This is a genomic window from Actinosynnema sp. NPDC002837 (genome assembly GCF_040295345.1).
Taxonomy (GTDB): Bacteria; Actinomycetota; Actinomycetes; order Mycobacteriales; family Pseudonocardiaceae; genus Actinosynnema.
This window is the reverse complement of sequence record NZ_JBEOVG010000015.1, coordinates 143247-154850: the sequence shown is the minus strand read 5'-3', so window position 1 is coordinate 154850 and position 11604 is coordinate 143247. Positions and strand designations below refer to the sequence as shown.

The 11604-nt window shown below is 72.4% G+C and carries 12 protein-coding genes; 8 read left to right on the top strand and 4 right to left on the bottom strand.

The genetic code is table 11. From position 1 onward, the window contains the following. Together ABTZ99_RS14435 and ABTZ99_RS14430 are read right to left on the bottom strand one after the other, a co-directional pair. Positions 1-1001: LacI family DNA-binding transcriptional regulator (locus tag ABTZ99_RS14435; protein WP_499611544.1), on the bottom strand; the 1001-nt coding region annotated here is incomplete at its 3' end. A 276-nt stretch (positions 1002-1277) separates the two neighbouring features. Beyond that, on the bottom strand, positions 1278-2210 hold the full coding sequence (locus ABTZ99_RS14430) for an SMP-30/gluconolactonase/LRE family protein (RefSeq protein WP_498784144.1): 933 nt from the start codon (positions 2208-2210) through the stop codon (positions 1278-1280). Between the two features lie 76 nt (positions 2211-2286). Here ABTZ99_RS14430 and ABTZ99_RS14425 point away from each other — a divergent pair, with 76 nt between their 5' ends. Beyond that, positions 2287-2742 carry an Lrp/AsnC family transcriptional regulator gene (locus ABTZ99_RS14425; RefSeq protein ID WP_498784142.1) on the top strand — a complete coding sequence of 152 codons (456 nt, stop codon included), beginning with the start codon at positions 2287-2289 and terminating at the stop codon, positions 2740-2742. Positions 2743-2800: 58 nt separating this feature from the next. Here ABTZ99_RS14425 and ABTZ99_RS14420 read toward each other — a convergent pair whose 3' ends face one another. Continuing rightward, positions 2801-3742, bottom strand: coding sequence for an aldo/keto reductase (locus ABTZ99_RS14420; RefSeq protein ID WP_499611541.1), 942 nt, complete (start codon positions 3740-3742; stop codon positions 2801-2803). A 46-nt stretch (positions 3743-3788) separates the two neighbouring features. Here ABTZ99_RS14420 and pdxR point away from each other — a divergent pair, with 46 nt between their 5' ends. From pdxR to ABTZ99_RS14405, 3 genes are all read left to right on the top strand, one after another. Then, positions 3789-5210 (top strand): MocR-like pyridoxine biosynthesis transcription factor PdxR, encoded by a 1422-nt coding sequence (gene pdxR / locus ABTZ99_RS14415; protein ID WP_499611539.1) that lies wholly within the window; start codon positions 3789-3791, stop codon positions 5208-5210. Between the two features lie 198 nt (positions 5211-5408). Then, a complete protein-coding gene (locus tag ABTZ99_RS14410) occupies positions 5409-6143 on the top strand; it encodes a hypothetical protein (RefSeq protein ID WP_499611536.1) in 735 nt (244 codons plus the stop codon). 76 nt (positions 6144-6219) lie between these two features. Next, positions 6220-7071 (top strand): alpha/beta fold hydrolase, encoded by an 852-nt coding sequence (locus tag ABTZ99_RS14405; protein WP_498784134.1) that lies wholly within the window; start codon positions 6220-6222, stop codon positions 7069-7071. 91 nt (positions 7072-7162) lie between these two features. On the opposite strand, the gene ABTZ99_RS14400 is transcribed toward ABTZ99_RS14405, so the two are convergent. After that, positions 7163-7606 carry a PRC-barrel domain containing protein gene (locus tag ABTZ99_RS14400; protein ID WP_498784133.1) on the bottom strand — a complete coding sequence of 148 codons (444 nt, stop codon included), beginning with the start codon at positions 7604-7606 and terminating at the stop codon, positions 7163-7165. Between the two features lie 349 nt (positions 7607-7955). Between ABTZ99_RS14400 and ABTZ99_RS14395 the strand changes: the two genes are divergently transcribed. Genes ABTZ99_RS14395 through ABTZ99_RS14380 form a run of 4 tightly spaced genes read left to right on the top strand, consistent with a single transcriptional unit; the run spans position 7956 to position 11581 of the window. Further along, positions 7956-8684 (top strand): hypothetical protein, encoded by a 729-nt coding sequence (locus ABTZ99_RS14395; RefSeq protein ID WP_498784131.1) that lies wholly within the window; start codon positions 7956-7958, stop codon positions 8682-8684. Then, positions 8684-9520, top strand: coding sequence for an MNIO family bufferin maturase (gene bufB, locus ABTZ99_RS14390; RefSeq protein ID WP_499611532.1), 837 nt, complete (start codon positions 8684-8686; stop codon positions 9518-9520). Before ABTZ99_RS14395 ends, bufB begins: the two co-directional genes overlap by 1 nt. Continuing rightward, positions 9510-10316: an HvfC/BufC family peptide modification chaperone gene (locus ABTZ99_RS14385; protein WP_499611529.1), complete on the top strand. Its 807-nt coding sequence runs from the start codon at positions 9510-9512 to the stop codon at positions 10314-10316. The genes bufB and ABTZ99_RS14385 overlap by 11 nt, the downstream gene beginning before the upstream one ends. Continuing rightward, positions 10313-11581 carry a ferritin-like domain-containing protein gene (locus ABTZ99_RS14380; protein ID WP_498784126.1) on the top strand — a complete coding sequence of 423 codons (1269 nt, stop codon included), beginning with the start codon at positions 10313-10315 and terminating at the stop codon, positions 11579-11581. The genes ABTZ99_RS14385 and ABTZ99_RS14380 overlap by 4 nt, the downstream gene beginning before the upstream one ends. The last annotated feature ends 23 nt before the right edge of the window (positions 11582-11604 follow it).

The following is an 11604-nucleotide window of genomic DNA, read 5'->3' as shown; positions in this document are numbered from 1 at the left end:
CTTTCTCGTCGGCGATCGCTCCCGGCCGCGGGGGGGGGCGCGGTTTGTCGCGCGGGGGGGCGGCGCTGCGCGCCGCCGCCCGCCGCCCCCCCCCCCCCCGCCAGCCGCCCGAGGTCGACGGCCGGCAGGTCCACCGAGGACAGCGGCACGGCCTGCGCCTGCGCCACGTCCGGCGGGCAGACCGCCAGCACGGAGATGTCACGCGGGACGCTCAGGCCCCGACGCGCCAGCTCCGACAGCAGCGGGCCGAGGATGGCCTCGTTGTGCACCACCAGTCCGGTGACGGGGCCGTGACCGGCGAGCAGGCCGTCCAGGCACTCCCGGACGCCGTCGTAGGTCGGCACGCAGGCCAGCGTCGCGGCCTCGACGCCGAGGCTGGCGGCGGTCCGCCGGAACCCGCTCAGGAACCGGCCGGCGTAGCTCGTGCCGCGCCGGTAGACGGCGGGGGAGGGGCCGATGAGCGCGATGTCGCGGTGACCGAGGTCGGCGAGGTGGTGCACGCACTCCGACCCGGCGGCGGTGAAGTCGAGGTCGACGCAGGTCAGCGCGTGCGGGTCGTCCGGCACGCCGATCAGCACCGCGGGCCTGCCCAGCTCGCGCAGCACCGGCACGCGGGGCTCGGCCGCTTCGACGTCCATCACGATGATCGCGTCGGCGAGCGAGGAGGCCACCACCCGGTGCAGGCCGTCCGCGCCCTCGTCCGCGGTCAGCAGCAGCACGTCGTGGTCGTGGGAGCGGGCCTCGGTGACGGTGGCCGCGACGAACTGCATCACCACGGGGACGTTCAGGTCGACGCGCAGCGGCACGACGAGGGCGAGCACGTTCGTGCGGCTGCTCGCCAGCGCCCGCGCGCCCGCGTTCGGCCGGTAGCCCAGCGCGCGGATGCTGTGGTGCACGCGACGGCGGGTGGTCTCCGAGATCGAGCGCTTGCCGGACAGCACGTACGACACGGTGCTGGGCGAGACTCCCGCCGCCCGGGCGACGTCGGCGATGGTGACCATCGGTGGATCATAGTACGTCGGAGTCGTTCCGGAACCTTCCAGAGGTCCATTGTGGACGACTGGATCGGGGTCGTTAGTTGGGAACGCTAACAGAAAGGGTGTTGCGGGTCACAGTCTGGTGGCGAACTTGATCCTTCACGAAATCAACCGGGCACTGCGCGTCGCGCGAAGCTCACGCTCAACGTCCTCGGTTAGCGTTAACACAACGTGGATCGGTCAAGCCTTGACAGGGTGGAAAGCGGTTACCGCCCGGTGCGGCCGGTGCTCCGCGCTGCCTCAGGCGGGCAAGGTCGCGCCGGGCGAATCGGGGGCGACCGAGTAGGGCGGCCGGGCGCCGTTGACGTTGAACAGCAACGTGTAGACCGACGTGGTGGCGGTGATGAACAAGCGGTTGCGCTTGGGGCCGCCGAAGCACACGTTCGAGACCACCTCGGGCACGCCGATCCGGCCCAGCAGCGTGCCGTCGGGGTGGATGCAGTGGACGCCGTCGCCGGCGGCTGCCCAGATCCGGCCCTGGTCGTCGAGGCGGATGCCGTCGAACTGGCCGTTCGCGCAGCGGGCGATCTCGTCGCCGCCGCGCAGCCTCGTGCCGTCCACGTCGAAGCGCCGGATGTGGTTGCGGCGCGTGTCCACGATGTAGAGCCGGGTGCCGTCGGGGGAGAAGGCGAGGCCGTTGGGTCGCACGAAGTCCTCCGCGACGGCCTCCACCGCGCCGGTCACGGGGTCGGCCCGGTAGACGTGGCAGGCCCCGATCTCGGACTCCGCGCGCACGCCTTCGTAGTCGCTGAGGATGCCGTAGGGCGGGTCGGTGAACCACACGCCGCCGTCGGCCGCGACCACGACGTCGTTGGGGCTGTTGAACCGCTTGCCGTCGAAGCGGTCGGCGATGACCGTGGTCGAGCCGTCGTGCTCGGTGCGCACGACCCGCCGCTCGCCCTGCTCGCAGGTGACGACGCGGCCCCGCGCGTCGAGCGTGCGGCCGTTGGCGTAGCCGGCCGGTGAGCGGAACACTCCGACGTGGCCGGTGGTCTCGTCCCAGCGCAGGACGCGGTCGTTGGGGATGTCGCTGAACAGCAGGTACCGGCCGGCGGGGACGTAGGCGGGGCCCTCGGTCCACTTGCACCCGGTGGCGAGGCGCTCCAGCAGGTCGTCGCCGAACAGCAGCAGCCGGTCGTCGAACGATTCCACCGTCGTCGGGATGACGTCCATAGTTTCCCCTTTTGCTCCGAATTACATCCGGTGGCCAACCTATACTGCCGGATGACATCAGGTGAGGGTGGGAGAGATGGACGACACGGATCGGGCCGTGCTGGCCGCGCTGCGGACGGACGCGACGCAGTCGTACGCGGTGTTGGGCGCGCAAGTCGGGCTGTCCGCCGCGGCGGCGCACGAGCGGGTGCGCAAGCTGCGCGAGCGGGGTGTGATCAGGCGGACGACGGTGGAGATCGACCCGATCGCGCTGGGGCTGGACGTGCTCGCGTTCGTCCTGGTCGACTCGTCGGCGTGGGTCGGCTCGCCGGAGACGGCCGCCGCGCTGCGCGCCCTGCCCGCGGTGGAGGAGGCGCACATCGTGGCGGGCACGGCGTCGCTGCTGCTCAAGGTGCGCACGACGGATACCCGCGCGTTGCAGGCGGTGCTGAAGGACGTGCACGACATCGCCGGCGTGTCCGGCACGAACGCGATCGTGGTGCTGGAGACGTGCTTCGAACGGACGCCCGACCCGAGCCCTCCCCGCGCGTAGGCCGGGCGAGCGCGACCGGTGGCCGGGTTCACCGGACCCCCTCCGGTGAACCCGGCCCTCAGGCGGCCGCGTCGAGGCGTCGGCGCTGGTCGGCGGTCAGCTCCAACGACACCCCGGCGAACGCGTCGTCCAGCTGCTCGACCGCGCTGACGCCGACGATCGGCGTGACGTCCGTGCCGCCGCCGGTCAGCCACGCGAGCACGACCTGGTTGCGGTTCGTGCCGGTCTCGGCGGCGATCTCGTCGAGGACGGCCAGGCGGTCGGTGGTGCCGGGGTGGTCGTACTCGGCGGGCAGCGGTTTGTCGGTGCGGGTGTACCGGCCGCTCAGCAGCGGCGTGTAGGACCACAGCGCCATGTCGGAGTGGTGTTCCAGGTAGTGGATCACCTCGTCGCTGACGGCGCCGAACCGGTGCACCACCGTGGGCCGCGTCCCGGGGCGCGGTTGCAGGTACGTGTGGTGCTGCTGCACCGCGGTGTAGCCGACCCGGCCATCGGCCAGCGCGAGCTGCCGCGCCCGTTCGACCTGCCAGACGGGGTAGTTGGAGCAGCCGAGGCGGCCGACCAGGCCGGCGGACACCAGCTCGTCGAACGCGGCGACCGTCTCCTCCAGCGGTGTCACCGGATCGGGCTTGTGCGCCCAGTACAGCTCGACGTGGTCCGTGCCGAGCCGCCGGAGGCTCGCCTCGATCCCGTTCTTGACGACGCCTGCCGACAGGCCCTCGGCCGTCTCCGGGAACCGGCCCGCCTCGGTCGGCTCGCAGCCCACCTTGGTGCTGATCCGGACGCGGTCGCGCACGCCGGGGCGGCTCGCCAGCCACCGTCCGAGCAACGCCTCGCTCTGCCCGCCGAACCCGCTCGGGTCCGCCCAGAACGCGTAGCAGTTCGCGGTGTCGATCCAGACGCCGCCTGCGTCCACGAAGCGGTCCAGGATCTCGAACGACCGCCGCTCGTCGGTGGCCGTGCCGAACAACATGGCCCCAAGAGCCAACTTCTCAACCATGACCGTCACCGTAGGCGGAGTCGGCTCGGCAGTACGCTCCAATCCCGTGACGGTTTCCCAGACCAATTTCGCGTGGGCGACGCTCCTGGAGGTCGGTGGGCGTGGCCGCCTGCACGACCGCCTGGCGCATGCGCTGCGTGCCGCGATCCGGGACGGCCGGCTGGCGGAGGGCGCCGCCGTGCCGCCGAGCCGGGCGCTGGCCGAGGACCTCGGCTGCTCCCGCTGGGTCGTGACGGAGGCGTACGGGCAACTGGTCGCGGAGGGCTACCTCACCGCGCGGGTGGGTTCGGCCACGCGGGTCTCGTGGTCACCGGCGGCAGACGCCCTGCGCCCCCGCGCGCAGGGCGCACCGGCCCGGCCGGCGATCCGGTACGACCTGGCGCCCGGTCTGCCGGACCTGCGGGCGTTCCCGCGCCGTCGGTGGGCCGACGCGGTCCGCGCGGTCATCGGCTCGGCCGTCCACTACGACCTGGACATCCCGGACCCGGCCGGGCACCCGGCGCTGCGCGGCACGCTCGCGGACTACCTGCGACGGTCGCGCGCCGCGGACGCCGACGCCGCGTCCGTGTTCGTGTGCGCCGGCGTCACCGACGGCCTCGTCCGCACGTGCCGCGCGTTGCACGCGGAGGGGATCAGGGACGTGGCCGTCGAACACCCGGGTTGGCCGCGGCTGCGCGCCGCCGCGACGAGCACCGGCCTGCGCGTGCACCTCGTGCCGGTGGACCACGACGGCCTGCGGGTGGACGACCTGGCCCGCACACCGGCCCGGGCGGTCGTGGTCGGCGCGGCGCACCAGTTCCCGACCGGCACGGTGCTGTCGCCGGCGCGCCGGGCGCGCCTGGTGCGGTGGGCCCGAGAGGTCGACGGGTTCGTCATCGAGGACGACTACGACGCCGAGTTCCGCTACGACCACCACCCGGTCGCCGTCATGCAGGGCATGGACCCGGGCCGGGTCTTCCTGCTCGGCACGGTCAGCAAGACCCTCTCACCGGCGCTCGGCCTCGGGTGGCTGGTCGCGCCCGCGACCGTGATCCCCGCGCTGCGGACCGCGAACCCGGTGGCCGTCGCGCCACCGGTCCTCGACCAGTTGGCGCTGTCCACCTTCATCGACCGGGGCTGGTACGACGCCCACCTCCGCGCCGCCCGCCGCCGCTTCCGCGCCCGCCGCGACCTGCTGCTCAAGACCCTCGCCGCCGAAGTGCCGGAGGGCCGTCCGGCCGGCACCGCCGCGGGGCTGCACGTCCTCCTGCACCTGCCGGACGACACCGACACCCGGCGCGCGGTCCAGGTCGCGGCGTCCGCCGGCCTGCGCCTGGCGGACCTGGACGACTACCGCGCGGAGGAGTCGCCGGGACGCGCCCTCGTCCTCGGGTACGGCAACATCGGCGACACCGAGATCCCGGCGGCCGTCACGCTCCTGCGCGAGGCGCTGCGGTCGGCCACTCGACGGACCCCGACCTCCGCCTAGCGATCGGCGCCCAGCCGCCCGACCGCCTCGTCGTGCCGGTTGCCCGGCCCCGCCCCGGCGCGGCCGGCAGGGTGCACCCGAACACCGCGTTCCGGCCGAACCCGGTCCGCAGGGGTGCGGCCGCCCGACGATCATCACCGTGCGTGCCGAATGCGCCGGAAACGGTGACGTTACGCTGATGTCGGGAGGTGGTGCGGGGTGCGGATGCCGTTCGGCGTGCACGAGTCGGTGCGCGTGGAGTTCGAGCGGCGGTGGTCGCGGGCCCGGGCGCTGGTGCTGCTCGGCTTCCTCGCGCCACCGGTGATCAGCCTGGTCCTCGCCCTGGTGGCGCCCTGGTCCGGCCTGGCCGTGCCGGGCTGGGTCCTGCTGGTGATCGGCGCCGTCATACCGGTGTGGTTCCTGGTCCGCCGGGTCTACGTGCACCGGCCGGGGTGGTGGGCCGGGCTGGTCCTCTACGCGGGGGCGGCGCAGGCGCTGGGGCTCGGCTTCCTCACCGGGAGCGCGCTGCTCGCCCTGCCCGTCGTCGTGGCGACGGCGGTCGCGGGCGCGCTGGTGACGAAGGCGAAGGCGGTGCTGCTGGACGCGTCCGGCGGCGCGATCGCCGGCACCACGCTCGGCGTGCGCAGCTCGTCGCGGCAGGTGCGCAACGCCACCGGGCACCCGGTGCTCGCCCACGCCAACTTCGACGGCGAGCTGCTGCGCTGGCACGTGGTCACCGGACCGTCCACCCCGGACGTCTCCGGCGGCGAGCTGCCGTTGCGCGAGATCACCGACGTCTGGGTCGCCGACACCCGGGACGCGCCGGGCGGCGAGGTGGTCGTGGTCCGCACCGCCGCGGCGCACGACGTCGAACTGGTCGTCGGGCGCCCGCACGACTTCGCCGCCCTCCTCGACCGGAGGTTGGCGCTGCTCCGGCAGCCCGACTGGTCGTAGCGGCCGGCCGCGCGTGACGTCCGCCCTTGTTACTCGTTGGTCAAGTCGAGGTCCGACGACGGAAGGGGCAGCGGCCATGGCGACCGAGCGGTTGCGGCTTGAGGACGGCACGGAGCTGAACGTGGCACGCAGCGGCCCGCCCGACGCCGAGTTGACCGTGGTGCTCGCCCACGGCTACGCGCTGGACCACCGCAGCTGGCACCGGGTGGTGGCGGCGCTGCCGGAGTCCGTGCGGGTGATCGCCTACGACCACCGCGGCCACGGCGCGTCCTCTCCCGCCGACAAGGAGACCGCGACGATCGAGCAGCTCGGCGACGACCTGGGCGAGTTGATCGAGTGGCTGGTCCCCGAGGGGCGGGTCGTCGTCGCGGGTCACTCGATGGGCGGCATGGCCGCGATGGCGATGGCCGAACGCCGTCCCCGCCTCTACCGGCAGCGGGTGGCGGGCGTGGTGTTCGTCTCGACCGCCGCCACCGGGCTGGCGGAGACGTCGCTGGCCTGGCCCAAGGCGCTCGGCAAGCTGGTGCGCGAGCTGGAACGCGCGTTCGGGCCGCTGGTGCGGGCGGTGCGGGAGAAGATCGAGCCCGCGAAGACGGCCGGGTTGCGCTGGTGGCTGTTCGGCGACGAGCCCCGCGACGAGGACGTGGACCTCACGGCGGACATGGTGTGGTCGCACTGGCCGGAGACCATCGCGTTGTTCCGGCCGGCGGTCGACCGGTACGACCGCGAGGCCGCCCTGACCGTCGCGGGCGAACGCCCGGTGATCGCCATCGTGGGCGACGAGGACCGGCTGGTGCCCGAGTCCAACGCCAAGGCGCTGGCCGCGGCGGTCGGCGGCGAGTCGGTGGTGGTGGAGGACGCGGGCCACATGCTGCCGCTGGAAGCGCCGGCCGAGGTCGCGGCCCGGATCATGGAGCTGGGCGCCTAGCCCGCCCGCACCCGGCGGCCGGGTGGCGGCCGCCGGGCGTCGGTCCGGTGTGGACCGGGTTCACGGCTGTCGGACTCACGCTTGCCGCGGTTCACGCGGGCGGCGTGGTCCGGTAGCTCTCGGTGTAGTAGTCGCCGAGGCGCTGCCGGTAGTCGTCGGGGTCGAACGTGTCCTCGTCGTACTCCGGCGCCTGCCGCACCTGGTCCTTGGTGCGGTCCACGAAGACCGTCTTCGCGTCGTGGTCGACCTTCGCCACCGCGCCGACCGGCAGCACGACCTTCAGGTGGGACAGCCACGTGCCGGCGTCGACCAGCAGGCAGTCGGCGGGCACGCGGGCGTTGGCCTGGTCGACCTCGCCGATCGCGCCGTCGAGCGCCTCGACCCGGTACCCGAGCAGGCCGATGTCCGGGCGGTCGTGGCGGTCGGCGGACCGGGTCGCCTCGTCGGCCTCGGGCGAGTCGGTGTCGCGCCCGTCGAGCAGGTCGCCGACGTTGCGCCAAGCCCACGGCATGAAGGGGATGGGGAGCGGGTGCATCTCGGCCTCCTTGGTCGGATGGACCACCGGGGAGTACCCGTTCGGGTGGCTTCCGAGACCTTTCGTGAATTGTTATCACGATAGCTTCAGTGCTAACCGAAAGTGATCATCAAGCCGATCCCGCGCTGTCGCGTTCGGACAGACGCCCGGACGTCGCCACGTTCGAAGGACCCTCGCTCGGTTGGCCTCACTGAACGTGATGAAAGCCCGCCTCGGGCTGATGACGTTCGTCCCCTAACGGGGCGGGCATCGCGACGGTCGTCGGTTCGCGCGCATCCGGGGTGTAGAGAGGGATTGACCGGCTCCGGCCGGGGAGCCCGGTGACGCTGTGCGCTGGAAGGTGGTTGCGATGACGGGTGGCGGGCACGATCACGGCAACGGCCATGGCGCCGACGGGATGTCGGCGGAACAGGCCGCGCTGTTCCTGACCGGCGGGCCGGCGGGGCGGCAGCTGCGGGAGGGCAGCCACGAGGCAGGTGGTCCGCGGGAGAGCATGACCACGACCGCGCCGGTGCTCGAGCTGCACGTGTGCATGGGGCTGAACGCCTGCAAGGGCCACGACGAGTCCGGCAACGCGAAGCTGCCCGGCGCGGGCACCTGCGCCACGGCGTTGCACGTCTGCCACGGCGACAACCACTGCCGCGGGCAGGGCGGGTGCGGTTACGCCGGCAGCGAGTTCGAGCAGACCAAGCCGGGCGAGCAGTCGTGCAGCGCCAACGGCAGTTGCGCGAGCCCGATCAACGAGTGCCGGGTGGCGTCGGCGGGCCCGTTCAAGGGCACCAGCGTGTGGAAGCTGGCGCGCACGCGGTTCGAGGCGCGGATGTGGGACGCCGGCGTGGCGTTCGACCCGGCGCCCGGCGAGGGCTACCCGAACGACAAGGTGCCGCCGTACGAGACGGATCGCGCGCAGCTCTTCGCCACCCTGAGCGCGAAACCGACCGCGACCGCGAAGGCGGGGAAGGCCAAGGGAACCGGGAAGAGTGAGGAGACCGGGAAGACCAAGAGGGCCGGCAGGACGAAGCGGGCCGCGGAGCCCGGGAAGGCCGGCGAACTCCCGCGCTACGTGGGCCGCACCTGATGCCGGCGCCCGACCGGCTCGGCCTGCCGGAGCTGGGCTTCGGCGTCGGCCTGCGCTCGCGTCATGCCGACGAGGTGCTGCGGGGGCCGTCCGGGGTGGACTGGTTCGAGGTCATCACGGAGAACGTCCTGGACAACGGCGGTTACGCCCGGTACCTGCTCGACCAGGTCGCCGAGCGGTTCCCGGTGGTGCTGCACGGGGTGTCGCTGTCGATCGGGAGCACCGACCCGCTGGACCTGGACTACCTGCGCCGCGTGGGGCGGCTGGCCACCTCCGTGCGCGCCGCGTGGGTGTCGGACCACCTGTGCTGGACCGGGGTGCTCGGGGTGAACACGCACGACCTGCTGCCCCTGCCGTTGACGGAGGAGTCGTTGCGGCACGTCGTGCGCCGGGTCCGGGTGGCGCAGGACGTGCTGGAGCGCCCGCTGGTCCTGGAGAACCCCAGCACGTACCTGGGTTTCACGGAGTCGACCGTGCCGGAGTGCGAGTTCCTGGCCCGGTTGGCGGAGGAGTCCGGGTGCGGGTTGCTGCTGGACGTGAACAACGTCTACGTGTCGGCGGTCAACCACGAGTTCGACCCGTACGACTACGTCCGGGCGCTGCCGGCCGACCGGGTCGTGTACGTGCACCTCGCGGGGCACGCGGACCGCGGCACGCACCTGATCGACACGCACGACCGGCCGGTGGCCGATCCGGTGTGGGACCTGTACGAGTTCGCGACCGGTCTGCTGCCGTCGGTGTCGGTGCTGCTCGAGTGGGACGACCGGATCCCGCCGTTCCCGGTGCTGACCGCCGAGTTGGACAAGGCGCGGGAGCGGGCGGCCCGTGTCGGCTGAGGGGTTGCGCCGGCTGCAGGGCTGGTTGCAGGGCGCGATCCTGGATCCGGAGGGTGTCGGTGAGGTGGCGGGCGTGGTGGTGGGGACGGCGCGGCTGCCGGCGGCGCGGCGGTTGGCGATCTACCAGCACGGTTACCGCGCGCGGTTGGTCGACTGCCTGAGCGCGCACTACCCGGTCGCCCGGCGCCTGCTCGGTGCGGAGTTGTTCGAGGAGTTCGCGCGGGAGTACCTGCGGTCCCGTCCTTCGCGCAGCTACACGTTGGAGGCGCTGGGCGCGGGGTTCGCGGACCACCTGGTCGCCGGTCGGCCGGATGTGGTCTCGGGGGAGCGGGAGCCCTGGATCGACCTGCTGGTCGACGTCGTCCGGTTCGAGCGGGCGTTCACCGAGGCGCACGGTGCGGCCGGCGCGGAGTTCCGCGATCCGCCACCGGCCCCGCCTGTGTTCGGCTCAGCCGCGTGGGGCGGCACCGTGGTGTCCACTGTGGAGTGCCTGCGGCTGGTGCGGGCGGGTTTCCCGGTGCACACCTTGGCCGTGGCGGTGCGCGCCGGGCAGGATCCGCCGTTGCCGCGGCCGGTCGAGGTCCGGTTGGTGGTGTCGCGCAAGGACTTCGTGGTGACGGTGGCGGAGCTGGACGAACCGCGCTTCCGGCTGCTGGCGGCGCTGCGGGCCGGCACGCCGCTGGGGCGGGCCGGTGACGAGGCGGGGTTGGCCCCGCGGCAGACCGACGCGTGCCTGCGGGACTGGCTGGCCGAACGACTGATCGTCGGACTCAACGGAAGGACGTCGCACCGATGACCACCACCCACACCGCTCTGCCCGGGGGTTACCGGGTCCCCAGGGCCGACAAGCCGATCGACTCGGTCGATTCGCTGTTCTCGCACCTCTACGACGCGGCGCGGCTGGAGCTGTCGACCATCCCGCTGTACCTGTACGCGGCGTACTCCATCAAGACCGACAACGTGTCGCAGTGGTCGGCGGGGCCGGGCGCGTTCCGGTTGATCAAGAGCGTCGTGGTCGAGGAGATGCTGCACCTGTCCCTGGTGCGCAACCTGATCGTGGCCATCGGGCGCGGTGACGACATCAAGTTCCAGAACCCGGACTTCGTGCCGGCGTACCCCTCGGACATGTTGCACCGGGTGCCGCGGCTCGAGCTCGACCTGGCCCCGCTGACCACGGACCTGGTCAAGGACGTCTTCATGCCGCTGGAGCTCCCGGCGAAGGTGGGCGCGCCGGGGCAGTCGGGCGAGTACCAGACGATCGGGCAGTTCTACAAGGCGATCTACGACGGTTTCGAGCGGTTGTGCGGTGTCGACCCGACGGCGCCGACGCGGCACGGGCCGGGCGACGAGCAGGAGCGGGAGCTGTTCAAGCACAACAGGTTGGACTTGCAGTACACCAACACCTACTGGAACGAGGGCGGTGGCGGCGAGCCGATCATCGTGCACGACCTGTACACGGCGCTCACCGCGATCAACGTGATCGTGGAGCAGGGCGAGGGCATGGACCCGGACCAGCAGGAGGTGTCGGACAACCCGGACGACCCGGACAAGGCGAAGCAGGGCCTGTTCGAGTTCCCGCACTACGTGAAGTTCAAGCGCATCGCCGACGGTTGGGAGCTGATCGGCGACGTCCACCCGGTGCCGCGGAACCCGCGCGTGGCCGAGTACCCCGAAGGCCCGGTCCGTGACCTGGGGCAGTTGGCGTGCGCCGCCTACACCTACGTGCTCGCCCTGCTGGACGAGCTTTACAACACGTCAGGGAAGGACGTGAAGCCGGGCGCGACGAGCGCGCGTTACGGGTTGGAGCGCGTGTTCATCGCGGCGATGCAGGGCCTTCTGTTCGGGGTGATCAAGGAGTTGGTCCGGACGCCGATCACCACGGGGCCCTACAAGGGCATGCAGGCCGCGCCGACGTTCGAGTACTACGAGTTCCCCGAAGGGGAGTCGATGACCCGGCACCTGAAGGAGTTGTGCGAGCGGGTGGTGCCGCACTACCCGGCGCTGGGCGGGGACAACAGCGTGCTGTGGCTGATCAGCGACCAGATGCCGAAGGACCTCTAGTGGCGTGGTGGACCGCGTCGGCC